Here is a 25,500-nt window from a genome sequence, read left to right on the forward strand (position 1 = left end):
GGCTGTGGCTGTGGCCCGGTCACCGTGTCGTGGTGGCCAGCCCCGCCTCGTAGGCGATGATCACCAGTTGGACGCGGTCGCGCGCGTCCAACTTGCTGAGCAGTCGTGCCACATGGGACTTGGCGGTGGCGACGGAGATGAACAGCTCGTCGGCGATCTCGGTGTTCGAGCGGCCCCGGCCGACCAGGGTGAGGACCTCCCGCTCGCGTTCGGTGATGCCCGCGATCGTCCGGGACGGCGCGGGGGCGCCGCCGGGTGCGGGGCGGTCGAGGAAGTCGGCGATCAGGCGCCGGGTGACGCCCGGTGCGATCAGGGCGTCCCCGGCGGCGACCACGCGGACCGCCGCCAGGATGTCGTCCACCGCCATGTCCTTGACCGCGAAGCCGCTGGCGCCCGCCCGCAGCGCGCCGTAGACGTACTCGTCCTCGTCGAAGGTGGTCAGGACCAGGACGCGGGTGGAGCCGGAGGCGGCGGTGATCAGGCGGGTGGCCTCGATGCCGTCCATGCCGGGCATCCGGATGTCCATCACCACCACGTCCGGGCGGACCTCCTGGGCCAGCCGGACCGCCTCGGCGCCCGACCCGGCCTCGCCGACGACCTCCAGGTCGGGGTGGTCGGCCATGATCACGCGCAGGCCGGAGCGGACCAGCGGCTGGTCGTCGACCAGGACGACGCGGATGCTCATCGGACGCCCGCCCGCCCGGTCCCGGGCGCCAGCGGAGCCGGCCGCGAACCCGCCCGGGGTTCCGGCTGCGACACCGCCGGGGGGACCGGTCGCGAACCCGCCTGCGGAGCCGGCTGCGGCACCGCCCGCGACACCGTCCGGGGGAGTGGCAGCCGCGCCGCCACCCGGAACCCGCCCTCCGGGCGCGGCCCGGCGCTGAACCGGCCGTGCAGCAGGCTGACGCGCTCGCGCATGCCGGTGATGCCGAAACCGGACCCCGCCGGACTCGGCGTCCCGCGCCCGTCGTCGAGCACCTCCACCGACAGCTCCTCCACCCCGTAGTCGATGGCCACCCGGCAGCTCCCGGTGCCCGCATGGCGGACCACGTTGGTCACCGCCTCCTGCACGATACGGTAGGCGGACAGGTCGATGTCGGCCGGCAGCCGGCGCCGCTCGCCGGCCCACTGCACCTCGACCCGGACCCCTGCGTCCGCGGTCGCCGCCACCAGCCGCTCGACGTCCGCGAGCCCCGGCGTCGGAGCGAGCGGAGCCGACCCCGACCCGGCCCCCGATCCCGACCCCGTGCCGGTGTCCGCATCGGCCTGACGGAGCGCCACCAGTGTCCGCCGCAGGCCCGCCAGGGTCTCCCGGCTGGTGGACTCGATCGCCCGCAGCGCCTCGCGCGCCTCGGCCGGCTGCGTCTCGATGACCCGGCTGCCCACCCCGGCCTGGATGGCGATGATCCCGATGCTGTGCGCGACCATGTCGTGCAACTCGCGGGCGATCCGCAGCCGTTCCGCGGTCACCGCCTCGGCGATCTCCTGCGAGCGCAGGGCCACCGCGTGCTCGCGGCGCTCGCGGAGCAGCAGGCCGACCACGCAGCAGGTGACCAGCGCCAGGAGGGCGACCAGGGCGACGCCCACCATGTTGTCGGGGCGGGTGAACAGGCCGACGGCGAGGAACTGCAGCAGGAGCGCCACCGCGACGGCGGCGATCGAGGTGCGCCGCGACCGGGTGGCGACCACCAGGCCCAGCACGAGGTCCACCGTCAGGAACGGCAGGAACGTCATCGCGCTCTGGCCCGGGCTCAGCACCACCACGCTCAGCGCGCCGAACAGGGTCAGTGCCAGGGCCGTCAGCGGACGGCGGCGCAGCAGACCGAGGAGCAGGCTCCCGGCGAGCAGCCCCCCGAGGGCGTGCAGGTCGCCGTTGGCCCTCGGTGCGCCGGTCATCAGCAGCAGCACCACGACGGGATAGCACGCCCCGCCGGCCCAGGCGGCGAGCCGGTGGCCCCGTGCCACCTCGGAGGGCGTGCCGGCCCCGGTGGCCGCACCTGCATCGGTCCCTCCGCCCGCTTCGCTCGCCCCGTTCGGCCTGGTCGTTCCACTTGCTCCGCCTGCTCCGCCCGCCCCGCTCGTCATGCCGCGAGACTAGCCGTCCGCCGCCCGCCGGACATTGGCCCCAGGGCGTACGCCCCCGGGCGAAGCGGCCCGTGCAACTGTCGTCCCCGGCCTGATGCCCGGTGCGGGGTCCGGCCGGAAGAGTCGGTGCCGTGATCGAAGTCAACGAACTCACCAAGACGTACGGCGGCAGGACCGCCGTGGACGACCTGTCGTTCACCGTCCGGCCCGGTCAGGTCACCGGGTTCCTCGGGCCCAACGGCGCCGGCAAGACCACCACCCTGCGACTGATCCTCGGCCTGGACGCGCCCACCGCCGGCACGGCCACCGTCGGCGGCGTCCCGTTCCGCAGCCACCGGCGCGGACTGCGGCACGTCGGGGCCCTGCTGGACGCGGGGCACGTCCACGGCGGGCGGACCGCCGAAGCCCATCTGGCGGCGCTGGCCCGCAGCAACGGCATCGCGCGGAGCCGGGTGGCCGAGGTGCTGGCGGAGGTGGGCCTGGCCGAGGCGGCGCGTCGCCGGATCGGCGGGTTCTCACTCGGCATGAAGCAGCGGCTCGGCATTGCCACCGCCCTGCTCGGGGACCCGCCGGTGCTGCTGTTCGACGAGCCCGTCAACGGCATGGACCCGGAGGGCGTGCTCTGGGTCCGCCGGCTGTTCCGCCGGCTGGTCGCGGAGGGCCGGACGGTGTTCCTCTCCAGCCACCTGATGGCGGAGATGGAGCAGACCGCCGACCAGCTCGTCGTCATCGGGCAGGGCCGGCTGGTCGCCGCCGAGCCGGTCCGGGCCTTCGCGGCCCGCGGCACCCGGCTCGAAGTCGTGGTCGGCACCCCGCAGGCCGCCGAACTGACCGTGCTGCTGACCGCGGCCGGCGCCTCGGTCGAACCGGAGGGCTCGGCCGGGGCCGAGCGGCTCGTCGTGACCGGGGCGGCGGCCGACCGGATCGGCGCACTCGCCGCCGAACACCGCATCGTGCTCACCGAACTCACCACCCGCAGCGCCTCGTTGGAGGAGGCGTTCATGGAACTGACCGCAGACCGCGTCGACTACCAGGCAGGACGGACCCGATGACCGCACTCGCCCCCGAGCCCGCCGGCGTCTCCCCGGCCTCCTCGTTCCCCTCCTCCCCTTCCTTCTCCTCCTCCGCCGCCGCCGGCCGGACGGCCGAGCCGCCCGCGCGCTTCGGTGACGTGTTCGCCGCCGAGTGGATCAAGCTGCGCTCGCTGCGCTCCACCCCGTGGATCCTCGCCTTCACCGTCCTCTTCGTCGTCGGCTCCTCCGCGGCGGCGGCGCTGGCGGAGTCCGCCAACCTCGCGGGGGTCGAGATGGCGGCCCGCCCCAACGAGGGCTTCCTGGTGTTCGACGCCTATCCGGTGCCCGGCTACCTGACGTTGATGCTCGTCGCCGGCAGCCTCGGCACGTTCAGCGTCGTCAACGAGTACGGCAGCGGGCTGATCCGCACCACCATGGTGGCGGTGCCCGCGCGCCGCGAGGTGGTGCTGGCGAAGGCGGCGGTCGTCACCGCGGTCTGGACTGTGGCCGGCACGGTGACCTCGATCGGCTCGTTCACCGTCTCCCAGGCGATCCTGAACGGGCATCAGGCGGGCGTGCCGATCAGTCACCCCGGTGTCCTGCGCGCCGTGGTGGTGTCCGCGCTGGTGGCCCCGGTCTGCGCGCTGGTCGGACTGTGCTTCGGCGTCCTGGTCCGGCACGGCGCGGCGGCCACGGTCACCACCGGCTTCGTGCTGCTGATGCTGCCGGTGTTCTTCTCGACCTCGGTGCGCTGGTCCGCCGACGTCAACCACCTGATGGTGTCCTCCGCCTGGAAGCGTCTGGTCCAGCACTGGTCGCCGCCGCCCGGCAGCGGCTTCGACTACCCCACCGTCTCCGGCTCCTGGGCCGTGCTGGCGGTCTGGCCGCTGGCCGCCGTCGTCCTCTCGCTGGTCGTCGTGCGGCGCCGTGACGTCTGAGGTGCCGTGACGTCTGAGGTGCCGTGACGGCCGAGACGCCGTGACGCCCGAGGCGCCGTGAGAAGTGCTGACGTGTGATCAAAGCCGCGGGTTGCCCTAGGATCGACAGCCCATGGACGCCAATGCGGAAAACCTGATGATCACTGTTCCGTCGGGCCGGGTGACACTGTCCGACCGGCGGACCCAGCGCAGTTGGCCGGTGGATCTCGCGCCCTACCGGCTCGCGGCGTTCCCGGTCACCCAGGCGTTGTACGCGGAGGTGACCGGCGACCGGCCGGGCACCGTCGAGGGGGACCGCCTGCCCGTCGAGAGCGTCTCCTGGTGGGACGCGGTCCGCTTCTGCAACACCCTCTCCCACCGCGACGGCCTCACCCCCGCCTACCACCCCGACCCCGAGGCCGAGACCGTCACGTGGGACCAGGACGCCGACGGGTACCGGCTGCCCACCGAGGCCGAGTGGGAGCACGCCTGCCGCGCCGGCACCACCGGGCCGCACTACGGCCCGCTGGACGAGATCGCCTGGTACCGCGGCAACTCGGACGAGCGGATCCACGAGGTGGGCGGCAAGCAGCCCAACCCCTGGGGATTCCACGACATGCTCGGCAATGTCTGGAACTGGTGCTGGGACGTCTACGACGCCGAGGTCTACGGCAGCTACCGGGTCCTGCGCGGCGGCGGCTGGTTCGACGAGCACTGGAGCTGCCGCGCCTCCGCCCGCCGCCGCAGCCACCCCACCTACCGCGTCGACGACGTCGGCTTCCGCATCGCCCGTTCCCTCACCTCCTGAGGCCACAGGGCGGTTCGGCGCGGTTCGGCGCGGTTCAATGCGGCCTCAGGACGGCGCAGGACGGTTCAGCCGGTTCGGCGCGGTGAGGGCGGTGACCGGGGTACTGCCGGTCGGAGCCGGGCCGTGCCCCGGCCGGGCCCGCGCAGGGGCCGACGCCGCCGGCTGGGAGGATCTCCGGCATGACCTCAGGCCTGACCTCCCCGTTCCGCGTCCTCCACGTCCTCGGCGACCGCCCGTTCGCCGAGGTCGGTCAGCCCGTCCTCGCCGTGGCCGACGAGGGGCGCGGCCTGCTCGCCGTCGCGGGCGAGCCCGGGTTCGCCGGGGCGGCGACGGCGGGGGTGTACGGCACGGGGGACCTCGGCTGCCGGGCCGTGCTCCGGACGCGCTTCCCGGTCCACGCGCTGGCCTTCCACCCCACGGAGCCCCTGCTCGCCGTCGGCACCGGGGAGTACGACGGCGGCTACTTCTTCGAGGGCGAGCTGTTCCTGCTCGACTGGGAAACGGGCGCCACCACCTCCCTCATCGAGCACGACCTCGGCCGCCAGGTCCTCGGACTGACCTGGCTCGACGGGCAGGCCCTGCGCGTGCTGATGGCACCGCCCGACGACTGGAAGGACCGGAAGGCGCACGTCGAGGGCCACGCAGCCGTCGTGCGGCGGCCCGACTGGCGCGCCGTCGCACCCCGTTCCCTCACCGGCGCCGACCTGGCCGGCCCCCGGATGCCCGCCCCGCGCACCGACGGCGAGGACGCGGCCCGCCGGGTGCTCTCCGCGCTGGGCCCGGACTGGGAGCCCCGGCGGCACGTCCTCGCCGTCGAGGAGCTGCTGGACGGCGCGGTCCTGGCCACCCTCGACCGGGAGGAGGAGGACGGCCCGGAGCCGCCCGTGTGCACCGCCCTCGCCGACGGCCTGCTGATCCAGCACCGGACCACGGTCTACGTCGACCGGCACGAGCGCCTGCGGATCCGTTACGGCAGCCGGGACTACGTCAACCGGGCCCCCGGGGCCGGCCGGAAGCCGAAGCCGCGCTGGCTCTCGGTGCGGTCCCCCGAGGGGAAGGGCGTCCAGCCCCTGTTCCCGTTCTCCTGGGAGCCCGGGGAGACGCACTTCCCCGGCCCGGGCGTGGAAACCGACGACGGCGACCTGGTGCACGCCGGCACCGTCTACGACGGCCGCGGGCTGCAGCCCGGCGGGTCCTTCGTCGTCCGCCGCGCGGCCACCGACGGCGCGCCCCGCTGGGTCTTCCGGACCGACCACGTCGCCACCGACCTCGACACCGGGCCGGACACCGGGCCGGACACCGGGCCGGACACCGGGCCGGACACCGCCTACCTCGCCTACCGCAACGGCGAGCTCCTGGCCCTCGACCTCCACGACGGCACGCTGCGCTGGCGCCACCGGCTGACCGTCGCCGGTGTCCCCGCCGTCCCGACGGCGCTCACCGTCACCGGCCCCGGCCGCCTGCTCGTCGGCACGGCCGACGGCCGGGTCCTGGACTGCGCGACCGCGTGACCGGCCGCGTCCTGCGGCCCGTGGTGAAGCCGCCGGCGTTTCCACAGCGGCGGAGCGGTTGGCGGACATCTCGCGGGGCGGGGTGGAAGTCGTCCATCTGGATCCTCAACCCGACCATCCGCCGAAGCAGTTCGCCTACGCCAGGGACGGGGAGGACATCTGTTCCTTCGGCCTCGGTGAAGAGGTCTGGCGGTGGGGTCGGCAGCCGGACTTCCTGCTGGCCGATCTGGTGCGGGCTGGTGTGCTCCTCCCGGATGGCGAGTCCGCCCGCCCGGACGAGGAGCGCGTCGAGGACGAGGGCCGTGCCGCACTGGCGATGTTCGAGTCCCGGTTCGGCCTCGCTCTGCCCCACGACGTGGAAGGGCGGCGGCTTCCAGCGTTCGTGATCCGGTGATCCTCGGCCTGGGGAACGCATCCCTGCCGTCACCTCGCTCACCGAACAACCGAACAACCTCGGCGCGACCGGTCGGACCTCGGTCAGATGCGGCAGCACGGATGTCCTGTCTCGGTGAAGGATGAGTGATCTCACCGAAGTCTGACTGCTGGTGAGTTCGCCTCCGCCCCCGACTTGGGCAGCAGGCAGGGCGCCGCCAGGTCGCACACATCCGAACGAACCCGGGGGCCGGTCCGCGTACTCGTGCGAGAGCGACACCGTTCGGGGATTCCGCCCGGGGCGGGATCCCCGAACGGGACCACCCTTCAGGTGGCAATCACCTGCGAGAGTGGCGAGAGTCGTCAGGGCGCCGGGCTTACTTGCCCAGTTGCCACGCGGATGCGTAGGTGATGTCCATGATGCCCAGGTGCTGGTCAAGGACGCTCAAGTCGCTGTAGCTGGCGAGCTGCGTCCCGGACGCGTCCAGCACGGGGATCCCGTTGGGGATGAACCTCCCGCCGCGGACGGTCAGCACGGGCTGTCCGTCCTTGTACTCCAGTGTCAACGTGCCGACCTCCTCGGGCTTGACCTCGGACGCCGGGACAGGCGTCGGTTGCAGGGGCGCCGTTGCCTCGGGGGTGGGAGTCAGCCCGAGGCGTGCCATCTGCTCGGGTGACATCTGGGTCTTGGCGGGGCCCTTCGAGTTGGGCGTGGTCTCGGACATGGCTGTCTCCTCACTGGTCGGCTTGCTGCCGAAGCGCCTGGATCATCCCATGACGGACCGTCAGTAGGTCGTCACTCCTGACATGTGCTGACGGTCTGTCATAGCCGATTTCCGCAGAGAATCACGACCTGCAGCGGCCCGGTCCGCGCCCCGCACGGCAATGCTCAGGACGAAGCGAGATTGCCCCCCCGGGACAAAGCCTGCCGCGCCGGCGCGGCGTAGGCGGGAATCCGACAGTACGGATGAGGCCGGGTGGGGATCTGCCGGCTGCACGGGGGTGGGATGCATGGAAGGGGCCGCTCTGCGCCTTGCCGTGCCCCTGCCAACAGGGGAGGTCAAGCTTCGACGAGACGATCCGGCCGGTCGTCGGCCCTCGATGGGATCGATCGACCTTCGACACCATGCGGCAGCACGGAGCGTGACCGGCCGGGTGGGCGAATCGGACTTGAATCTTTGCGAACGAATGTTCGATCCTGGGGGTGTGCCCGTTTTCGAACCTGTTTTCGAATCCACCGCCGAGCGGCAGCCGCTCCGCCCGGTGGTGCCTGCGGCTGCGCTCGTGGGCGTCGCCGGGGAGGGGGCCGGGCGGCGGGGGCTGCTGCCGGTGCTGCCGGCGTTGGGAGAGGTGCTGCCGGAGGGCGGGCTGCGGCGGGGGACGGTGGTGTCGGTCGGGGGCGGGGACCTCGGGCTGCTGCTGGCGCTGGCGGCCGGAGTGGGGGAGTCGGACGGCGGGTGGGCGGCGGCGGTGGGGCTGCCGGACCTGGGGCTGGCCGCGGCCGCCGGGTACGGGCTGGACCTGCGGCGGCTGCTGGTGGCGGACGACCCCGGGCCGCACTGGGCCGAGGTGGTCTCGGTGCTGGCCGGGGCGGTCGAGCTGATCATGCTGCGCCCGGACGGGCCGGTGGCACCGAAGCCGGCCGCCCGGCTGGCGGCCGTGCTGCGGCGCAGCGGGTGCGTGCTGCTGGTGGCCGGGCCGTGGCCCGGTGCGGGGCTGCGGCTGGGTGTGCGGTCCGGGCGGTGGTTCGGGCTGGGGGACGGGCACGGGCAGCTCACCGGGCGGCAGGTGGAGGTGGCGGCCGAGGGCCGTGGTCCGGCGGTGCGCGGGCGTACCGCCCGGCTCTGGCTGCCGGACGAGCACGGCGAGGTGCGGGCGGTGGCGGAGGCCGCCGAGGTGATCGGGACGGGGGAGGACGTGACGTCGGGGGCCGGGGCGGCTCTCGAACGTATGGCGGTGGTGTGAGGTGACCGGAAGCGGAGCGGCCGGGGCGGCCGAGGAGGCCGGCGCGGTCGGTACGGCGGGAACGCCGCGGGTGCTGGTGGTCTGGTGTCCGGACTGGCCGGTGACGGCCGTCATGGGGTCCGCGGCGCACGGCGAGGCCGGTGACGACGCCCCGGTGGCGGTGGTCACCGGTGGGCGGATCCTGGCGTGCTCGGAGGCGGCCCGGGCAGCCGGGGTGCGGCAGGGACAGCGCCTCAAGCTGGCCCAGCGGCTCTGCCCGGCGCTGGAACTGCGCGACCGTGACCCGGAGGCGGAGACCCGGCGGTTCGAACCGGTCGTCGCGGCGGTGGAGGCGTTCACGTCCCGGGTGGAGGTGCTGCGCCCGGGCCTGTGCGCGATCCCGGTGAAGGGGCCGAGCCGGTACTTCGGCGGCGAGGAGGCGCTGGCGGCCAAGGTGCAGGGCGCGGTGACGGCCGCCCTGGCCCGGCCGATGGACGGGGCCGGGGACCAGGTCGGGGACGGGAGCGGGAACGGGCACCGGGGCGGGAACGGGTTCCGGGGCGGGAACGTGTCGGGCGACGCCGGGCCGGGGCCGCAGGACCACCCCGCCGACGCCGCTGCCGACCGTACGGAGGTGCACCCCGCCGACGCCGCTGCCGACCGTACGGAGGTGCACCCCGCCGACGCCGGTGCCGACCGTACGGAGGTGCACCCCTCCGACGCCGGTGCCGACCGTCCGGAGGTGCACCCCGCCGACGCCGGTGCCGACCGTCCGGAGGTGCACCCCGCCGACGCCGACCGGGCCGGAGCCCGCCGCCGGGCCGCGGCCGTGGACGAGCTGTTCGCCGCCGCACCGGCGGCCCGGGACGGTGCACGGGGCGGCTTCGCCCACCCGGCCGCGTACCCGCCGCCGGCCCGCCCCGCCGGAACCACCCCCGCCGGAACCACCCCCGCGGAGGCGGCCCTCGCCGGAACCGCCCCCCACGGCCAGGTCGGCGTCGCAGACGGCCTGTTCGCCGCCGTGCTGGCCGCCCGCGCCGGGGTGCTGGTGCCGGCCGGACGGACGGCCGAGTTCCTCGCCCCCTACCCGGTGGCCGCGCTCGGCGACGAGGTGTTGGCGGAGCTGCTGGACCGCCTCGGCCTGCCCACCGTCGGGTCGTTCGCCGCGCTGCCCGCCGAGTCGGTCGCGGACCGGTTCGGCCCGCCCGGGACGGCCGCGCACCGGCTGGCCCGAGGCCTGCAACCGCGCCCGCTGGTACCGCGTACGGAGGGCCCGGACCTCTCCGTCGAGCAGCGCTTCGACCCGCCGGAGCCGCTCGCCGAGCCGTTGGTGTTCGTCGCCCGCACGCTCGCCGAGCGGTTGCACCAGAGGCTCGCCGGGGCGGGGCTGACCTGTCAGCGGGTCGCGGTCGAGGTGTCCTGCGCGGACGGGCGGACCGTTTCGCGGCTCTGGCGGCACGAGGGCCGGCTGTCGGCGACGGCGCTGGCCGAGCGGGTCCGCTGGCAGCTCCAGGCCTGGCAGGGCGCAGGCACCTTCGCCGTACCGGGCGAGGCGGAACACGACGCGGGCTTCACCGCCCTGCGCCTCGTCCCCGACGACCTCTCCCCCGACCAGGGCCGGCAGTTGGCGCTCTGGGGGCAGGCGGTTGCGGACGACCGGGTGGAGCGTGCGGTGGCCCGGGTGCAGGCGGTGCTCGGGCATGCCGGGCTGCGCCGGATCGAGCCGGCCGGCGGGCGGGGGCCGGGCGAGCAGGCGGTCCGGGTGCCGTGGGGCGAGCCGTACGACCCGGCGGCGCCGGCCGACGCGCCGTGGCCCGGCCGGCTGCGCGACGTCTGGCCGGCGGTGGTGCACCGCACCCCGGTGCCGGTCGTGGTGCTGGACGCGGACGGTCGGCCGGTGGTGGTCGACGGGCGGGCGGGCGTGTCGGCCAGGCCGGCCCGGGTGGCGGTGCGGGGGCGGGAGCTGGTGGTGGACGGCTGGACCGGGCCCTGGCCGGCGGTCGAGTACTGGTGGGACCGGTCGCTGGCCCGCCGCCGGGCGCGTTTCCAGGTCACGGTGGCGGACGGCCGGGCGCTGCTGCTCACGGTGGAAGGCGGTGAGTGGTACCTGGAGGCCGGTTACGACTGACCCGGCCATCCGCGCCAGGGGGCAGGAAAGGGGGGCAGGCACCAGAACGGGCACGTCACGAAAGCAGCCACGAAACAGGAACCACAGGCACGAAACAGGCACCGCAGCGACGAAACAGGCGCCGCAGGCACGACACGGCGTCACCGGCACGACACGGGCACCACGCGCACGACACAGGCACGACCGAAGGCAACACCCCCGATGGGATTCACCAGCCACCCCACGCTCCCCTGGAGCGAACTGCACCGACGCCTGGCCGGCGACGGCCCGGGCCCGGAGGGTGGCGCGGTCGTCCCGCTGCGCCGCCGCACCGAGGCCCACCTCCCCGCACATCCCGCACATCCCGCAGACCCGGCCGACCAAGCCGGTCAGGCCGACCCGTCCGGCCCCACTGCCCCGGCCTGGGCCGAGCTGCACGTGCACTCCGCCTTCAGCTTCCTCGACGGCGCCAGCGACCCCGAGGAACTGGTCGCGGAGGCCGCCAGGCTGGGTGTCGAGGCGCTCGCGCTCACCGATCACGACGGCCTCTACGGCGCGGTGCGTTTCGCCGAGGCGGCCCGGGAGGCGGGGGTCGGCACGGTGTTCGGCGCCGAGCTGACCCTGCGCCGGGACGAACGGACCGAGCACCTGCTCGTCCTGGCCCGCGACCCGGCCGGTTACCGCCGTCTCTCCGCGGCGATCAGCGCCGCCCAGCTGGCGGGCGGGGCCAAGGGCAGGCCGGCGTACGACTTCGCCGCGCTGGCGGACGCGCACGACGGCCACTGGGCGGTGCTCACCGGCTGCCGCCTCGGCCGGGTGCCCGCCGCCCTCGGCACGGGCCGGCCACCGGTCGCACCCACGAACGGCGCAGCCCGTGGTGCCGGTGACCGGCTCCTCGCCGGTGGCCCACCCCGCACCGACGGCCGACCCCCCGCCGGCAAACTCCCCGCCGGTGGCAAACTCCTCGCCGAAGGCCGACCCCCCGCTGGTGGCCGGCTCCGTGCCGAGGAGCAACTCCTCACCCTCACCGAAGCGTTCGGCCGCGACAACGTGTACGTCGAGCTGATCGACCAGTGGCTGCCCGGCGACGACCTGCGCAACGACGCCCTGGCCGCCCTCGCCGCCCGGCTCGGCCTGCCCGTCGTCGCCTCCACCAACGCCCACCACGCCGGCCCGGCGCAGGGCCGGCTGGCGCAGAGCCTCGCCGCCCTGCACGAGCGCCGGACCCTCCAGGACGCGGCGGGCTGGACGCAGGCGGCCGGCACGGCGCACCTGCGATCGGGCCGGGAGATGGCCGCCCGGCTGGCCCGCTTCCCGGGGGTCCGGGAGGCCACCGTCGACCTGGCCCGGTCCTGCGTCTTCGACTTCACCCGGCTCGACCCCGAGCTGCCCGGCTTCCCCGTCCCTCCGGGGCAGACCGAGATCGGCCATCTGCGCGCGCTGGTCGCCGAGGGCGGCCCGGTCCGCTTCGGCCCCGGCAACGGGCCCGCCCGCCGTCAGCTCGCCAAGGAGCTGGACGTCATCGAGGACCTGCGGCTGGCCGGCTACTTCCTGATCGTCCACGACATCGTCGAGTTCTGCCGCCGCGAGGACATCTGGTGCCAGGGCCGGGGTTCGGCGGCCAACTCGGCGGTCTGCTACGCGCTCGGGATCACCGCCGTCGACCCGATCCACTACAAGCTGCTCTTCGAACGCTTCCTCTCCACCGCCCGCGACGGGCCGCCCGACATCGACCTGGACATCGAGAACCGCCGCCGCGAGGAGGTCATCCAGTACGTCTACCGCCGCTACGGGCGCGAGCACGCCGCCCAGGTCGCCAACGTGATCACCTACCGGCCCCGGCTGGCGCTGCGCGACGCCGCCCGGGTCCTCGGCTACCCGCAGGGGCAGGTGGACGCGTTCAGCCGGCAGAGCGACTTCCGTTCACCACCCGGCGCGGACGCCGTCATCCCCGCCGACGTGCTCGCCCTGGCCGGACAACTCCACGGCCTGCCCCGCCACCTGGGCATCCACTCGGGCGGCATGGTGCTCACCAAGGAGCCGATCGGCGAGATCTGCCCGACCGAGTGGGCCCGGATGCCGGGCCGGTCCGTGCTGCAGTGGGACAAGGACTCCACGGCCGGCGCCGGGCTGGTCAAGATCGACCTCCTCGGCCTCGGCATGCTCGCCGCACTGCACGACACCTGCGACCTGATCGCCGAGCACCACGGCGTGCGCCACACCCTGGCCACCATCCCGGACGACGACCCGGGCGTCTACGCGATGCTGCGCCGGGCCGACACGGTCGGCGTCTTCCAGGTCGAGTCGCGCGCCCAGATGGCCACCCTGCCGCGCCTCAAGCCGGACCACTTCTACGACCTGGTGGTGGAGGTGGCACTGATCCGCCCGGGGCCGATCCAGGGCGGGTCCGTCCACCCGTACCTGCGGCGCCGGGCCGGGCTCGAAGCGGCGGGCTGCCCGCACCCGTTGATGGAGAACGCGCTCGGCAAGACCCTCGGGGTGCCGCTGTTCCAGGAGCAGATGATGCAACTGGCCATCGACTGCGCCGGGTTCACCCCCGCCGAGGCCGACCGGCTGCGCCAGGCGATGGGCTCCAAGCGCTCCCACGAACGCGTCGCCCGCCTGCGCGAGCGGCTGCTGGGCGGCATGGCCGCGCGCGGCATCCCCGAGGAGACCGCCGAGGACGTCTACACCAAGATCGAGGCCTTCTCCAACTACGGCTTCCCGGAGAGCCACGCGATCAGCTTCGCCTACCTGGTGTACGCGAGCGCCTGGCTCAAGTACCACTACCCGGCGGCCTTCACCTGCGCTCTGCTGGCCAACCAGCCGATGGGCTTCTACTCGCCGCTCAGCCTGATCGCGGACGCCCGGCGGCACGGCGTCCGGGTCCGCGGCGTCGACGTCAACGCCAGCGGTCCCCGGCCCACCCTGGAGTCGTACCGGGGGCCGACGCCCACGCCGCCGCTCACCGCGGGCAAGCCGCAGCCCGCCGTCCGGCTCGGCCTGGACACCGTCCGCGGCATCGGCGCCCCGCAGGCCGAGGCGATCGCGGCCGGGCAGCCGTACGCGGACCTGGAGGACTTCGCCCGCCGGACGGGACTGCCGGCGCCGGTGCTGGAGGCGCTGGCGACGGCGGGCGCGTTCGGCTGCTTCGGGCTGGGCCGGCGTCAGGCGCTCTGGGCGGCCGGGGCGTACGCGGGCGTCTCGGCGGCGCTGATCCCCGGCACCACGCCCGGCACCGAGGCGCCGCCGCTGCCGGAGATGACCCCGGTCGAGGAGACCATCGCCGACCTCTGGGCCACCGGCACCTCCGCCACCAGCCACCCCGTGCAGCACCTGCGCGCCCACCTGGAACGCGGTGGCGCACTGTCCGCCGCCCAACTCCCGGACGTCGAGCCGGGCGCCGCCGTGGTGGTGGGCGGCCTGGTGACGCACCGTCAGCGCCCGCCGACGGCCGGCGGGGTGCTGTTCCTCAGCCTGGAGGACGAGACCGGCCTGATCAACGTGATCTGCAGCCGCCCCGTCTGGGAGTCCCAGCGCCGCACCGCCCTCGACCGGGCCGGCCTGCTGGTCCACGGCCACGTCGAGCGGGACCGTGGCGCCACCAACCTGGTCGCCACCCGGCTGAGCCCGCTGCGGCTGGGGGTCTGAGGCCGCCGCGCGGATGGGGGTAGGCTCGTGATCAAGGGGGCTTCCGCAGCGGGAAGTTCATGGAAGCAGGACGTCAACGCGGGGGCACGCCTTGGGCGAGCAGATACGTTCACGGGTTTCGGCGTACGCGATCGCCACGTCGGAGCGGCGGCTCCTGCTGACGCGACTCTCCGACGCCTCGCCGGTGTTCCTGCCCGGGCTCTGGCACCTGCCCGGTGGCGGGATCGACCCGGGGGAGCAGCCGCAGGAGACGCTCGCGCGCGAGCTGCACGAGGAGACCGGCCTCGAACTCCGCAGCGCCCGGCTGGTGGACGCGCGGAGCTACTCGGCCCACCGGCTCGGCGTGCACTGGCACCTGGTGGGGCTGTTCTACCGCGTCGAGCTCAAGCCCGGCCGGCCGGTCGTCACCGAGGTCGGCGGATCGACCTCGGGCGCCCGGTGGATGCCGCTCTCCGGCCTGACGGAGCCGATGCTCTCCTCGGCGGCGGTCGACGCCCTCGGCCTGCTCGGGCAGCCGTAGAGCCCGGGCCACCGCGCCCGTTCGTGCAATGATCGTCCCCATGGACTCGACGACGCCGACCGGAATCCGCCGGACGCCGCTGCTCGCCAGGACGGGCCTGCGGGCGGGCCTGCGCGTCGGCCTGCTCTGTGCAGGGGCCGCCCTGGTGGCCGGGTGCGGCAGCACGAGCGTGACCGGGGCGGGCGGCGTGACCGGGGCGGGCGGCGTGACCGGGGCGGGCGGAGGGACGCCGGGGCTGGTGACGCCCGATCCGCTGGTCACCGAGACGGTCACACCCACCCCCACTCCCGCCGCGGTCTGTTCGCCCGAGGGCGTGTCGCTGGCCGCGGAGGAGGCGAACGCCGCGATGGGCCTGCGGGTGATGGGGATCCGCCTGACCAACTGCGGGACCGGGCCGTACACCCTGAACGGCCACCCGGACGTGCGCGTGCTCGACGCGGAGCGGGCGCCCCTGGACATCGCGGTCCGGCGCGGTTCGGCGGGCATCGCCACCCTGGACTCCTTCGACGCCGCGCCGAAGCCGGTGACGCTCCAGCCGGGGGAGTCCGCGAGTTTCGCCCTGGCCTGGCGCAACACCGTCACCTCCGGCACCCGGCCGGCCGACAACGGCCGCTTCCTCGACGTCGCCCCGCTTCCCGGCCGCCCCCGCCTCACCGTCCCCGCCGAGCTCGACCTGGGCACCACCGGCAAGCTGGGCCTCTCCGCCTGGACGAAGTCGGATCCCGAGCGCCCGGCCACCACGCCTCCGCGGCCCGCCGTCCCTCCGCGGCCCGCCGCCCCTCAGGCCGGGTGACCGGCGCGACGCAGTCGTGGGGGGTGCCTGCGCCGCGCCGGGGCTTCTGACGGGACGGGGTGCCGGGATCGGAAGGCAGGCGTCGTCCGACTCGACGATCCGCCGGCCGACGAGGCGGATCGTGGGGGAATTCCATCATTCGCCAACGAACTCCGCCTATCGCCGGAAAGAGTGGTTTGGCCTTTCGGCGTTGAGCTTTGACGATTAATCAGCTGTTCGCACCGAATCGGCCGGCCGGGGCGCGTCGGCCGCCCGGGGGCCGGGGAAGAGCCGGCCGAGGTGGTAGTGCAGGACCGCGGTCGCGTCGTCCGCCGTCCGCTGGCCGAGCAGGACGCTCAGGCCGAGGCCGGCGGAGACCGCCAGGAGGACGACGGCCTCCTGGCGGGCGTCCATGCGCGGATCGGCGTCCCCGGCCTGCTGGGCGGCGGTCAGCAGGCCGACCAGGAAGCCCTCCATCTCGTTGGGTGCCGCGAGGAACGACTGGTCGGCGAGTGCGGGGTCGGTGACGGAGAGCACCGCGTACTCGGTGTAGACGAGGTGGAAGGTCCGGCTCTCCTCGTCGGTCGGCACGGCTTCGAGCAGGATCGCCTCGATGACGTCCCGCGGGGCCGCAGAGGGGCCGGTCAGCCTCGTGCGGTCGCGGACCCGCTCGCCCATGCGGACCGCCAGGCGGGCGAGCGCCGCGAGCAGCAGCTGCTCCTTGGTGTCGAAGTAGTACTGCACGAGCCGCACCGAGACGCCCGCCTCGATCGCGACGGACCGCATGGTGACGGCGTGCAGGCCTCCGCTCGCCGCCGCGCGGAGCAGTGCGTCGATGATGTGGGCTCGCCGTTCCTCGTGGTCCACCAGCTTCGGCATCGGGTTCCCTTCGAACATTTTTATGGTACAAACATACCATCAAGTGCTGCTGCTTCGTGCACCGGGAGGGGACATGACCAGGACGAGCGTCGGGCACTTCGTCAGCGAGGAGGCCCGGGCGAAGTTCCTCAAGGCGTACGACCGTGCGATGGGGCTGTGGCCGGGCCCCCGCCGGGAACTCGACGTCGAAACCACCTACGGCACCGTCCACGTCCACCACTACGGACCCCGGACCGGCGAACCGGTCGTGCTGCTGCACGGTCATGCCGGACACGCGTCCAACTGGTACCCGCAGATCGCCGCCCTGGGCGAGCACCACCCGGTCTACGCGATCGACACGCTGGACGACCCCGGCCGCAGCGTCCAGCGCGTCGCCGCGGCCGGCTCCCGGGAGAACGCGGCCTGGCTCGGCGAGGTCTTCTCCGGCCTCGGGCTGGAACGGATCCACCTGATCGGTGTCTCCTACGGCGGCTGGCTGGCCCTGAACCAGGCCGTCCACGCACCCGGGCGCCTCGCGTCGGTCGCGTCGCTGGACCCCGGCGGGATCGAGAAGGTCCCCGCGCGGTTCTACGCGCACATGATCGGCGGCCTGTTCGGCATGCTCGCCCCGCGGCGCCTGCGCCCCGCGCTGGGACGGCTGCTCGCCAACCCCGCGCTCGGCTCGCCGCCCGAGATGATCGCGCCCCTGATGCTGGCCATGCGGACCTACAAGCCGAACACCCGCCCCGCGGCCCGGCCGTTCACCGACGAGGAGCTGGGCTCCATCCGGCTGCCCGTCCTCGCCCTGCTGGGCAGCCGCAGCGCCCTGCTCCGGCCGCGCCAGGCGCTGAGGAGGGTGACCGCGCTGGTTCCGGGAGTCCGGGCCGAGATCGTGCAACGAGCCGGCCACGGCCTCAACCTGGAACGCCCCGAGCTGGTCAACGAACACCTGCTGCAGTTCATCGCCTCCTGCGGGCGGGAGGCGCGGAGCTGACCGGGGGCTGCCACGACGAGCCCGCGTCCGAGTACGTCGTGGCAGCCCCCGGGGCGACCGCCGGCCGCCCCCTGGATGTCCCCCGGCCGCCCCCTGGATGTCCCCCGGACGACCCGGCGGGCCAGGGGCTGCGGCCGTGTGCCCGGCGGCGACGGGCCCTACCCCGCGGACCCGGCCTCCCGCCCCTTCCCGGGTGCGCCCGCGAAGACCTGGGCGATCGGCAGCCAGGCCGCCGCCGTCGCGCCGGTGGCGGCCAGGGCCAGGTCGTCCCGGTGCCGGCGCTGGGTGACCAGCAGGCAGAAGTCCAGTGCGGGCCCGGTCACCCGGTCCGCCGCGTCCGCCGGTCCCCACGACCACAACTCGCCCTTCGGGGCGGTCAGTTCCACCCGGACCGGGGTCTGCGGGGCCGGGAGGCCGTGCAGCGAGAAGGCGAACCCCATGGTCCGCACCCCCAGGTGCGCGATGTGCCGCAACCGCGCGGTCGGCTCGCGGACCGCGCCGAGCGCGTCCGCGACGTCCTGCCCGTGCGCCCAGGTCTCCATCAGCCGCGCGGTGGCCATCGACGGAGCCTTCATCGGCGGCCCGAACCACGGCAGCCGGACGTCGCCGGGCACCGCGGCCAGGGCGGCCAGCAGCCCCTCCCGTCCCGCCCGCCAGCGGGCCAGCAGCGCCGCCGGATCCTCGGCCGCACCCCGCGCCGCGCCCTCGTCCACCGGGTCCAGGCCCTCCGACCGCAGTTCGCCGAAGACCCGGCCGGCCTCCGCGGCGAAGCCCTCCGGGTCGCGCGCGGAGAGCCCGCTCCACTCGTCCGTCCAGGCGAGGTGGGCGATCTGGTGCGCGATCGTCCACCCCTGGGCCGGGGTGTCGCGGGCCCAGGCCTCCGGCTCCAAACCGGCCACCAGACCGTCCAGTTCCGCGCTCTCGGCCCGCAGGTCGTCGAGGAGGCCGGTCAGCACGTCCGCGGGGCGCGGCTCCTTCGGTTCCGTCGTCATGGGCAAACCTCTCGCATCCGTAGTGATCGCATCCGTGGTGACTCGCCGGTAACCCAGGCCCGCACCCTACGCCGCACCCGCCGCCGCCACCGGCCACTCCACCGAACACGCATGTCGCAACCCTCGCCACCGGCCGCACCGCGTGTGAGAATCGCGCGGTGACAAGGGCAGCGGACACCCCCACCAGGGAGGCCGACGACCTCGCCGCGCGGGCCGCCGCGCTGGTCCGGGACGCCGTGCTCGGCGATCTCGCCCGCCGGGTGGTCGCCGACTGCGGCGTCGACGTGGGGCTGGTCGGCGTGCCCGAGCCGTCCGGCCCCGCCCGGGACCGGCGGACCGGCGGCCCCGACGGCATGGTGCTGCGCCACTGGGACGGCACCCGGGCCGACCTGCTGCACGACCTCGCCGTCCCCGCCGGGACCGGCCTCGGCGGTCTGGCGCTGGCCGAACGCGCCCCCAGCTGGGTGCCCGACTACCGGGCCGCGACGACCATCTCGCACCACTACGACGCCGCCGTCACCGCCGAGGACCTGTACGCGATGCTCACCGTCCCGCTGCTGCACGGCGGCACGGTGTACGGCGTGGTGTACGCGTCGCTGCGCGCGGTCGTCCCGTTCGGGGACGTCCGGATCGCCGCCGTGGGCAGGCTCGCCGCGGCGGCCACCCGGGCGCTGGCGGGAGCCGCCGCCTGGGCCGGGTCCCCGACCCGGAGGGCGCTCCCCGCCACCCCGCTCACCCCGCGCGAGCACGAGGTGCTCCGCTGGGCGGCGACCGGCCGGACCAATCCGGAGATCGCCGCCCAGCTGGGCCTCACCTGCAACACCGTCACCGGCTACCTGAAGGCGGCCATGCACAAGCTCGGCGTCCGCAACCGGACCGAACTCGCGCTGGCGGCGCGCGAGTCCGGCCTCCTGGAAGCCGCTAGTTGACCATCCGGTCCCGGTTCGCCCAGTACGGCTCGCGGAGCCGGAACTTCTGCAGCTTGCCGGTGGTGGTCCGCGGCAGCGCGTCCCGGAACTCCACCGAGGTGGGCGACTTGTAGCCGGCCAGCCGCTGCTTGCAGTGCGCGATGAGCTCCGCCTCGCCGGCTTCGGCGCCGGGCTTGAGCACCACCAGCGCCTTGACCGTCTCGCCCCACTTCTCGTCCGGCACGCCGATCACCGCGACCTCGCCCACCGCGGGGTGGTCGTACAGGCAGTCCTCCACCTCGATCGAGGAGACGTTCTCCCCACCGCTGATGATGACGTCCTTCTTCCGGTCCGAGATGGTCAGGTAGCCGTCGGTGAGGGTGCCGCCGTCGCCGGTGTGGAACCAGCCGTCCCGGATCGCGTCCGAAGTCTCCTGCGGCTGCTGCCAGTAGCCGTCCAGCACCACGTTGGAGCGGACCAGCACCTCGCCCTGGTCGTCCACCCGGACCTGGTTGCCGATCGCCGGCGCACCCGCCTGCACCAGCTTCTCCGCCCGTTCGGCGGCGGGCAGTCCGTCCCACTCGTGGCGGGTGCGGTTGACCGTCACCACCGGCGAGGTCTCGGTGAGGCCGTAGATCTGCATGAACTCCCAGCCGAGTTCGGCCTCGATCCGCTGCACCACCGAGGTCGGCGGCGGGGCCCCGGCCACGATGATCCGCACCTTGTCCCGGCCGGGGACGGGCCCGTCCCAGTCGGCGGCGGCGTCCAGCACCATCTGGATCACCGCCGGCGCGCCGCACAGGAAGGTCACGCCGTGCCGCTCGACCCGGCGCAGGATCTCGGCGCCGTCCACCTTCCGCAGCACGATGTGCTGCGCGCCCAGCCCGGTGAGCGCGAACGGCAGGCCCCAGCCGTTGGCGTGGAACATCGGCAGGGTGTGCAGGTAGACGTCCCGGTCACCGGCCCCGAAGTGCAGGCCCATCAGTACGGCGTTCAGCCAGATGTTCCGGTGGGTGAGCTGAACGCCCTTGGGGCGCGCGGTGGTTCCGCTGGTGTAGTTGATCGTCGCGGTGTCGTTCTCGCCGATCTCGTACCGGCGCGGCGCGTGGTCGAAGTCGTACAGCAGGGCGTCGCTTTCCGGGCCGATCACGAACTTGTGCTTGGCGGCCACCCCGGCCAGCGGTTCGGCGACCTCGGGGTCGACCAGCAGCACGGACGCGCCGCTCTGCTCGACGATGTACGAGACCTCCTCGGCCCTCAGCCGGAAGTTCACCGGCACCAGCACCCGGCCGTGCCCGCTCACGCCGTACAGCGAGGTCATCAGGCGGGCCGAGTTGTGCGACACGATCGCGACCCGTTCGCCCGGCCCGACGCCGAGCCGGTCCAGCCCGGCCGCCTGGGCCCGCGCGAGCTCGGCGACCCGCCGGTAGCTGAGCTCGCCCCAGGATTCGGCCGGTTGCACCGGCTCGTCGACGATGCCGACCCGGTCGCCGTAGACCAGCTCGGCCCGGTCGAGGAAGTCCATCACGGAGAGTGGAATCTGCATGCGCCCACTGTCCTCCGCCCGCCGCTCCCTGCACACCCCCGATCGGGGGTGTCGGGGGCGTCACCCGTACGCGCCGCCGGCGGCCCCCGCCGTCTCCCGCTCCGCCGCCCCCGCGGCCTCCCGCTCCGCAGCTCCCGCCGTCCCCTGCTCCGTCGCCCCCGCCCCCGCCTCCGCCGCCGCCAGGGCGGTGACCAGCCGGTCCCGGGCCGCGGTCTGCGCGGCGATCCTGCGCTCCAGCACGGCCAGGCGTTCCCGGGCGAGCCGCACCGCCGCCGCCGACGGCGGCCCGGCGAGCACGTCCCCGTCCAGGCAGGGCAGGAAGAGCCGGACGTCCTCCAGGGTGAACCCGGCGGCCAGCAGGCCGCGGATGTTGCGCACCCGGACGGCCGCCGCCTCGTCGTACTCCCGGTAGCCGTTGGCGGCGCGTGAGGAGCCGATCAGCCCGGCCTGCTCGTAGTGGCGCAACGCCCGGGCCGTGCTGCCCGTCGCCCGGGCCAGCTCTCCGATCAGCACGGCTCCCCGCCCCCTCGCCGGTCCCGCCGGCCTCAGCAGCCCCGCCGGACTCAACGGTCCACCGGCCGGACCGGTCCCACCGACCGGGCCGGGCCCGGCGGTCTCATCCGACGACGGCGCCGCCGTCCACCGGCAACACTACTCCGGTGACGAACGAGGCCTGCGGGGAGGCGAGTTGCGTGATCGCCCAGGCCACCTCGGCGGGCCGGCCGATCCGCCCGAGCGGGGTGTGGGCGATCTGCCACCGCCGGACGGCCTCCCGCTGCCCGGCGCTGAGCCCGGAGTGCTCGCCGATCGGCGTGTCGACCGCCCCCGGTGCGACCGCCACCACCCGGACGCCGCGCGGCGCCAGCTCCACCGCCCAGCTGCGGGTGACCGACTCCAGCGCCGCCTTGCCCGCCGCGTACACCGAGTTGCCCGGCCAGCCGCGCTGTCCGACGGACGTCGTGACGTTGACGATCACGCCGCGACCCGCCTCCAGCGGCGGCAGGGCCGCCTGGCCGAGCAGGACGGCGGCGGTCAGGTTGGTGGCGAGCTGTGCCTCGACCCCGTCCCGGGTGAGGTCGCCGACGGCGCCGCTGCGGACGATCCCCGCGTTGTTGACCAGCACGTCCAGGCGGCCGTACCGGTCCAGCACCTCGGCCACGATCCGCTCCGGCGCGCCCGGATCCGTGATGTCCGCGACCAGCGGGCGGATCCGCCCGGGGTGGCCGCCGGCCGTCTCCGCCAGCGGCTCGGCCCGCCGCCCGACCGCCACCACCGTGACCTCCGGCCCCTGCCCGGCGAAGGCCTGCGCGGTGGCCCGCCCGATCCCCGTCCCCGCGCCGGTGACCAGCACGACCCGGGACACCGGGCTCTGCTGCGCGTTCTCCTGTTGCGTGTTCCCGTTCATGTCCGCGAGCCTCCAACCCTGCCGCCAGCGTCAAGGTCAAACCGGGGGCCGGGGCTCCGTTTGCTGAGCCGGACGCGAACAGGGGCCAACGGGGGGAGGCGGCGGGCGCCGGAGGCTGTTAGGTAGGTGCCAACGCACCCACGCACGGGGAGAACAAGCATGAGTGACGAACGGTCCGAGAACCTGTACGACGCCATCGGGGGCATCGACACGCTCCGGCGGCTGAGCAACACCTTCTACGAGGGCGTCCTCGCCGACCCGGTCCTGGCGCCCGTCTTCGCGAACTTCACCACCACCCACATCGAGCACGTCGCCGTCTGGCTGGGCGAGATCTTCGGCGGCCCGGCCCGTTTCACCGGCGAGCTGGGCGGCCACCAGTCGCTGCTCCGCTCGCACCTGGGCCTCGCCATCACCGAGGAGCAGCGCGGCCGTTGGATGGAGCTGATGGGTGCCGCCGTCCAGAAGGAGCTGCCCGACGACGAGCTGCTGCGCCGCCGGGTGCTGGAGTACTTCGACTGGGGCACCAGGATCGCCAAGGACGTCTCGGCGGCGCCGGCCGGCACGGACCTCGGGGACCCGGGGCCGACGCCGCGCTGGGGCTGGGACGGACTGGTGAAGTGACGGCCACCGCCGAACTCCCCGCCGCCGGGGGCCTGCTGCTGAGGCCGTTCCGGGACGAGGACGCGCCCGCGCTGATCGAGATCTACCGCGACGAGACGCTGCGCCGCTTCACCCGGATCTCGGTGACCGACGCGGAGGAGGCGGCCCGCTGGCTCGACGTGCAGTACCGCGGCTGGGCGGACGGCGACCGGTACAGCTTCGCCGTCCTCGAACCGCGGGGCGGGCAGGACGGCCCCGCCGAGCTGGTCGCCAACGTGGTGCTCAAGCGCGCCGATCCCGGAGGGCCGTCCGCCGAGGTCGGGTACTGGACGGCGGCCGCCGCACGGGGCCGGGGCGTGGCGCCCCGCGCGCTGGAGGCGGTCACCGGCTGGGCGTTCGCGGCCTTCGCGGGGGAGGGCCTGCTCCGCCTCGACCTGCTGCACCAGGTGGACAACCAGGCCTCCTGCCGGGTGGCCGAGAAGGCCGGGTACGGCTTCGACGCGGTCCTGCCGGCCCTGCCGCCGGAGTTCCCGCTGGACGGCCACCTCCACACCCGTCACCGGGGCGACGCCGCCGGGCCGGCCGGGTTAACCGCTGGACGGGGGTGAGGGGGCGGGGTCAGAGTGGCCCTCATGGCTTCTCTCGTACGACATGTGACGATCGACTGTTCCGACGCCTTCCGCCTCGCCGGGTTCTGGGCGGAGGTCCTGGACAGCAAGGTCAGTGAGGACGACAACCCGGGGGACCCGGAGGCGCTGGTGGAGTCGCCGGGTGCCGCGTTGCTGTTCATCCAGGTGCCCGAGGGCAAGACGGTGAAGAACCGCGTCCACCTCGACCTCCAGCCGCAGGACCGCACCCGCGACGAGGAGGTGGAGCGCCTGCTGGCGCTAGGCGCCACCGTCCACGACGACCGGCGCACCCCGGAAGGCAAGGGCTGGGTGACCATGCTCGACATCGAGGGCAACGAGTTCTGCGTCGAGCGCGGCGCCGCCGAGCGGGCGGCCACCTCCTGACCCGTCGTCACCGGTCGCCGACGGCCGCCCGCCAGGTCCACGAGGCCCTGCGCGGGCGGCCGTTCAGCTCTCCGCGCCCGGTGCACCAGAGCAGTGCCCCGGCCGGGTCCCCGTCGTCCGGCGCCTCGGGGAAGAGCCGTCCGAGCACCCCCGCGCAGAGTCCGGCGGGCGGCTGCCAGGGCAGACCGAGGCCCAGGGCGATGTCGTGGGTGTGCAGCAGGGTCTCGGCCACGCCCATCGCGGCGAAGCCGGGCGGGTCGCACGGCCCGTGGTGCCAGGCGCGGAGTCCGGGCGGTGCGGCGTCCAGGGCGGTGGCCAGCAGCTGCCCGGCGGCCGTCACCACCGTCAGCACCTCGGCGGGCCCGGCCTCCGGGTGCACGGTGAGGTCGAACGGCAGGTACCGGCCGGTGGGGCGGGCGGCGAGCTGGCCGGCGTAACCGAGCAGGTCGTGCGCGATGTGGGCGGCGGTCTCCCGGCAGCTCCAGTCCAGCGGTCCGGCGGGCGCCGCCCAGTCGTGGGGGGCGTCGGTGAGCGGGCCGAGGGCGTGCAGCAGTTCGCCGAGCGCGGCCCGGACGTCGTCTCCGTTCATGGCGTCCAGCCTTCCATCCGTGAACGCCCGAGGGGCGGGTTCGCGTCGTGCGCACGACGCGAACCCGCCCCTCGGGTCACCTGGTCGGTGATCAGCCCGGGAGCTGCCAGTTGCAGTTGTTCATCCAGGCGCCCAGGGCGCTCTGGGTGGCCCAGTCGCCGGCGTGGTGCGCGTTGTCGTACGCCTGGCGGACGCTGGTCTTGAGCGAGCCGCCGGTGGCCGGGCCGACGACGCCGTCCGGGTCGAGGCTGTGGCCGTACTGGTAGTTGACGACGGCGCCCTTGGTGAGCTGGCCGAACTGGCCGTCGGCGTCCAGGTTGGCCCCGTCGACGTAGTTGAGTCCCTGCTGGAGGCAGGTGACCGCCGAACCACTGCTGCCCACCCGGAGGGTGGACGCGGCATTGGCGGAACCGACGCTCAGGCCGAGGACGGCGCCCGCACCGAGGGTGAGGGTGACGGCCCTGAGGGCCCACTTCTGCTTCATGGTTGAGCACTCCTCAGTCACACAGATCGCAGGAGGAGCCCCGTGCCTCTCCTGCCGCACGGAATCCTGCGCCGATCGGTGCGGTCCGGGAAGGGGTCGGGAACGGTTGGCTTGAATCGAACTGTTGTGCGACATACGGCTTTTGTGCCCGCACCCGCCGGTCGTGCGCGGATCCCCGTCCGGTCGTTCGGTCGGCTTTTGGCGGGACCCCCGGTGCCCACGGCCTGCGGCCATCCCTGGTCTTTACCGAACGCCCGCCCGTGCCGCCGGCCGGGCGGAACGTGCGGCTCCGCCGCAACCGCCGGACGGGCCGGGCGACAAGTCTTGGCTTGAAATGGATGCGCCACCCCCGCCCGTTTGTTACAGCGGCCCGCCGCACGCCGTTCGCGCGGCCGCCGTCCGCGTGGCCGT

At 74.5% G+C, this 25,500-nt stretch carries 24 protein-coding genes and 1 pseudogene; 15 read left to right on the forward strand and 10 right to left on the reverse strand.

What is annotated here, in order from left to right:
• Nucleotides 1-19 precede the first annotated feature (19 nt).
• Together J5Y04_RS25105 and J5Y04_RS25110 are read right to left on the reverse strand one after the other, a co-directional pair.
• On the reverse strand, nucleotides 20-685 hold the full coding sequence (locus J5Y04_RS25105; RefSeq protein ID WP_209414411.1) for a response regulator transcription factor: 666 nt from the start codon (nucleotides 683-685) through the stop codon (nucleotides 20-22).
• Nucleotides 682-1,965, reverse strand: coding sequence for a sensor histidine kinase (locus tag J5Y04_RS25110; RefSeq protein WP_307853277.1), 1,284 nt, complete (start codon nucleotides 1,963-1,965; stop codon nucleotides 682-684). The genes J5Y04_RS25105 and J5Y04_RS25110 overlap by 4 nt, the downstream gene beginning before the upstream one ends.
• 251 nt (nucleotides 1,966-2,216) lie before the next feature.
• On the opposite strand from J5Y04_RS25110, the gene J5Y04_RS25115 reads away from it, so the two are divergent.
• From J5Y04_RS25115 to J5Y04_RS25135, 5 genes are all read left to right on the forward strand, one after another.
• The gene (locus J5Y04_RS25115; protein ID WP_209414413.1) at nucleotides 2,217-3,137 is read left to right on the forward strand and encodes an ABC transporter ATP-binding protein; all 921 of its coding nucleotides are present in this window, start codon (nucleotides 2,217-2,219) and stop codon (nucleotides 3,135-3,137) included.
• Nucleotides 3,134-4,036, forward strand: coding sequence for an ABC transporter permease (locus tag J5Y04_RS25120; protein WP_209414415.1), 903 nt, complete (start codon nucleotides 3,134-3,136; stop codon nucleotides 4,034-4,036). Before J5Y04_RS25115 ends, J5Y04_RS25120 begins: the two co-directional genes overlap by 4 nt.
• A 136-nt stretch (nucleotides 4,037-4,172) precedes the next feature.
• Entirely contained in the window at nucleotides 4,173-4,823 is a 651-nt protein-coding gene (locus J5Y04_RS25125; protein WP_374106102.1) for a formylglycine-generating enzyme family protein, read from the forward strand.
• Between the two features lie 179 nt (nucleotides 4,824-5,002).
• Entirely contained in the window at nucleotides 5,003-6,334 is a 1,332-nt protein-coding gene (locus tag J5Y04_RS25130) for a hypothetical protein (RefSeq protein WP_209414417.1), read from the forward strand.
• The gene (locus J5Y04_RS25135; RefSeq protein ID WP_307853278.1) at nucleotides 6,237-6,728 is read left to right on the forward strand and encodes a DUF6461 domain-containing protein; all 492 of its coding nucleotides are present in this window, start codon (nucleotides 6,237-6,239) and stop codon (nucleotides 6,726-6,728) included. Before J5Y04_RS25130 ends, J5Y04_RS25135 begins: the two co-directional genes overlap by 98 nt.
• 355 nt (nucleotides 6,729-7,083) lie before the next feature.
• Here J5Y04_RS25135 and J5Y04_RS25140 read toward each other — a convergent pair whose 3' ends face one another.
• Entirely contained in the window at nucleotides 7,084-7,431 is a 348-nt protein-coding gene (locus tag J5Y04_RS25140; protein WP_209414421.1) for a hypothetical protein, read from the reverse strand.
• A 481-nt stretch (nucleotides 7,432-7,912) separates the two neighbouring features.
• On the opposite strand from J5Y04_RS25140, the gene J5Y04_RS25145 reads away from it, so the two are divergent.
• The 5 genes from J5Y04_RS25145 (at nucleotide 7,913) to J5Y04_RS25165 (ending at nucleotide 15,721) form a co-directional block, all read left to right on the forward strand.
• The gene (locus J5Y04_RS25145; RefSeq protein ID WP_209414423.1) at nucleotides 7,913-8,671 is read left to right on the forward strand and encodes a hypothetical protein; all 759 of its coding nucleotides are present in this window, start codon (nucleotides 7,913-7,915) and stop codon (nucleotides 8,669-8,671) included.
• A gap of 1 nt (nucleotide 8,672) precedes the next feature.
• Nucleotides 8,673-10,778: a DNA polymerase Y family protein gene (locus J5Y04_RS25150; RefSeq protein WP_209414424.1), complete on the forward strand. Its 2,106-nt coding sequence runs from the start codon at nucleotides 8,673-8,675 to the stop codon at nucleotides 10,776-10,778.
• 201 nt (nucleotides 10,779-10,979) lie between these two features.
• A complete protein-coding gene (locus tag J5Y04_RS25155; RefSeq protein WP_209414426.1) occupies nucleotides 10,980-14,408 on the forward strand; it encodes an error-prone DNA polymerase in 3,429 nt (1,142 codons plus the stop codon).
• Nucleotides 14,409-14,499: 91 nt separating this feature from the next.
• Nucleotides 14,500-14,928, forward strand: coding sequence for an NUDIX hydrolase (locus J5Y04_RS25160; RefSeq protein WP_209414428.1), 429 nt, complete (start codon nucleotides 14,500-14,502; stop codon nucleotides 14,926-14,928).
• 40 nt (nucleotides 14,929-14,968) lie between these two features.
• The gene (locus J5Y04_RS25165; RefSeq protein ID WP_209414430.1) at nucleotides 14,969-15,721 is read left to right on the forward strand and encodes a DUF4232 domain-containing protein; all 753 of its coding nucleotides are present in this window, start codon (nucleotides 14,969-14,971) and stop codon (nucleotides 15,719-15,721) included.
• A 204-nt stretch (nucleotides 15,722-15,925) separates the two neighbouring features.
• Here J5Y04_RS25165 and J5Y04_RS25170 read toward each other — a convergent pair whose 3' ends face one another.
• Complete coding sequence (locus tag J5Y04_RS25170) at nucleotides 15,926-16,579, reverse strand: TetR/AcrR family transcriptional regulator (RefSeq protein ID WP_209414432.1); 654 nt, start codon at nucleotides 16,577-16,579, stop codon at nucleotides 15,926-15,928.
• 73 nt (nucleotides 16,580-16,652) lie between these two features.
• Between J5Y04_RS25170 and J5Y04_RS25175 the strand changes: the two genes are divergently transcribed.
• Nucleotides 16,653-17,552, forward strand: coding sequence for an alpha/beta fold hydrolase (locus tag J5Y04_RS25175; protein WP_245205383.1), 900 nt, complete (start codon nucleotides 16,653-16,655; stop codon nucleotides 17,550-17,552).
• Between the two features lie 158 nt (nucleotides 17,553-17,710).
• Here J5Y04_RS25175 and J5Y04_RS25180 read toward each other — a convergent pair whose 3' ends face one another.
• A complete protein-coding gene (locus J5Y04_RS25180; RefSeq protein WP_209414434.1) occupies nucleotides 17,711-18,544 on the reverse strand; it encodes a TIGR03084 family metal-binding protein in 834 nt (277 codons plus the stop codon).
• A 158-nt stretch (nucleotides 18,545-18,702) separates the two neighbouring features.
• Between J5Y04_RS25180 and J5Y04_RS25185 the strand changes: the two genes are divergently transcribed.
• A complete protein-coding gene (locus tag J5Y04_RS25185; RefSeq protein WP_209414435.1) occupies nucleotides 18,703-19,473 on the forward strand; it encodes a LuxR C-terminal-related transcriptional regulator in 771 nt (256 codons plus the stop codon).
• On the opposite strand, the gene J5Y04_RS25190 is transcribed toward J5Y04_RS25185, so the two are convergent.
• The 3 genes from J5Y04_RS25190 to J5Y04_RS25200 form a co-directional block, all read right to left on the reverse strand.
• On the reverse strand, nucleotides 19,466-20,998 hold the full coding sequence (locus J5Y04_RS25190; protein WP_209414442.1) for an AMP-binding protein: 1,533 nt from the start codon (nucleotides 20,996-20,998) through the stop codon (nucleotides 19,466-19,468). The two genes, J5Y04_RS25185 and J5Y04_RS25190, sit on opposite strands and share 8 nt — an antisense overlap.
• Nucleotides 20,999-21,058: 60 nt before the next feature.
• On the reverse strand, nucleotides 21,059-21,511 hold the full coding sequence (locus J5Y04_RS25195; protein WP_209414444.1) for a MerR family transcriptional regulator: 453 nt from the start codon (nucleotides 21,509-21,511) through the stop codon (nucleotides 21,059-21,061).
• Nucleotides 21,512-21,614: 103 nt separating this feature from the next.
• Complete coding sequence (locus J5Y04_RS25200; RefSeq protein WP_209414445.1) at nucleotides 21,615-22,403, reverse strand: SDR family NAD(P)-dependent oxidoreductase; 789 nt, start codon at nucleotides 22,401-22,403, stop codon at nucleotides 21,615-21,617.
• 159 nt (nucleotides 22,404-22,562) lie between these two features.
• Here J5Y04_RS25200 and J5Y04_RS25205 point away from each other — a divergent pair, with 159 nt between their 5' ends.
• The 3 genes and pseudogenes from J5Y04_RS25205 to J5Y04_RS25215 all read left to right on the forward strand — a co-directional run.
• Nucleotides 22,563-23,024, forward strand: coding sequence for a group II truncated hemoglobin (locus J5Y04_RS25205; protein WP_209414447.1), 462 nt, complete (start codon nucleotides 22,563-22,565; stop codon nucleotides 23,022-23,024).
• Nucleotides 23,021-23,611 (forward strand): GNAT family N-acetyltransferase, encoded by a 591-nt coding sequence (locus J5Y04_RS25210; protein WP_307853279.1) that lies wholly within the window; start codon nucleotides 23,021-23,023, stop codon nucleotides 23,609-23,611. The genes J5Y04_RS25205 and J5Y04_RS25210 overlap by 4 nt, the downstream gene beginning before the upstream one ends.
• A gap of 24 nt (nucleotides 23,612-23,635) precedes the next feature.
• Nucleotides 23,636-24,007 (forward strand): annotated as a pseudogene (locus J5Y04_RS25215) (VOC family protein); the annotation flags it as partial.
• A 16-nt stretch (nucleotides 24,008-24,023) separates the two neighbouring features.
• Here J5Y04_RS25215 and J5Y04_RS25220 read toward each other — a convergent pair.
• Nucleotides 24,024-24,605 carry a maleylpyruvate isomerase N-terminal domain-containing protein gene (locus J5Y04_RS25220; RefSeq protein WP_209414451.1) on the reverse strand — a complete coding sequence of 194 codons (582 nt, stop codon included), beginning with the start codon at nucleotides 24,603-24,605 and terminating at the stop codon, nucleotides 24,024-24,026.
• Between the two features lie 91 nt (nucleotides 24,606-24,696).
• On the reverse strand, nucleotides 24,697-25,089 hold the full coding sequence (locus J5Y04_RS25225) for a peptidoglycan-binding protein (protein ID WP_209414453.1): 393 nt from the start codon (nucleotides 25,087-25,089) through the stop codon (nucleotides 24,697-24,699).
• Nucleotides 25,090-25,500 lie beyond the last annotated feature (411 nt).

This window comes from Kitasatospora sp. RG8, from assembly GCF_017813315.1.
Lineage (GTDB): Bacteria > Actinomycetota > Actinomycetes > Streptomycetales > Streptomycetaceae > Kitasatospora.

Coding starts and splice junctions, on each gene's coding strand:
- J5Y04_RS25105 (WP_209414411.1), bottom strand. CDS start 685: ATGAGCATCCGCGTCGTCCTGGTCGACGACCAGCCGCTGGTCCGCTCC.
- J5Y04_RS25200 (WP_209414445.1), bottom strand. CDS start 22,403: ATGAACGGGAACACGCAACAGGAGAACGCGCAGCAGAGCCCGGTGTCC.
- J5Y04_RS25220 (WP_209414451.1), bottom strand. CDS start 24,605: ATGAACGGAGACGACGTCCGGGCCGCGCTCGGCGAACTGCTGCACGCC.
- J5Y04_RS25130 (WP_209414417.1), top strand. CDS start 5,003: ATGACCTCAGGCCTGACCTCCCCGTTCCGCGTCCTCCACGTCCTCGGC.
- J5Y04_RS25180 (WP_209414434.1), bottom strand. CDS start 18,544: ATGACGACGGAACCGAAGGAGCCGCGCCCCGCGGACGTGCTGACCGGC.
- J5Y04_RS25165 (WP_209414430.1), top strand. CDS start 14,969: ATGGACTCGACGACGCCGACCGGAATCCGCCGGACGCCGCTGCTCGCC.
- J5Y04_RS25225 (WP_209414453.1), bottom strand. CDS start 25,089: ATGAAGCAGAAGTGGGCCCTCAGGGCCGTCACCCTCACCCTCGGTGCG.
- J5Y04_RS25155 (WP_209414426.1), top strand. CDS start 10,980: ATGGGATTCACCAGCCACCCCACGCTCCCCTGGAGCGAACTGCACCGA.
- J5Y04_RS25190 (WP_209414442.1), bottom strand. CDS start 20,998: ATGCAGATTCCACTCTCCGTGATGGACTTCCTCGACCGGGCCGAGCTG.
- J5Y04_RS25140 (WP_209414421.1), bottom strand. CDS start 7,431: ATGTCCGAGACCACGCCCAACTCGAAGGGCCCCGCCAAGACCCAGATG.
- J5Y04_RS25125 (WP_374106102.1), top strand. CDS start 4,173: ATGATCACTGTTCCGTCGGGCCGGGTGACACTGTCCGACCGGCGGACC.
- J5Y04_RS25175 (WP_245205383.1), top strand. CDS start 16,653: ATGACCAGGACGAGCGTCGGGCACTTCGTCAGCGAGGAGGCCCGGGCG.
- J5Y04_RS25170 (WP_209414432.1), bottom strand. CDS start 16,579: ATGCCGAAGCTGGTGGACCACGAGGAACGGCGAGCCCACATCATCGAC.
- J5Y04_RS25120 (WP_209414415.1), top strand. CDS start 3,134: ATGACCGCACTCGCCCCCGAGCCCGCCGGCGTCTCCCCGGCCTCCTCG.
- J5Y04_RS25205 (WP_209414447.1), top strand. CDS start 22,563: ATGAGTGACGAACGGTCCGAGAACCTGTACGACGCCATCGGGGGCATC.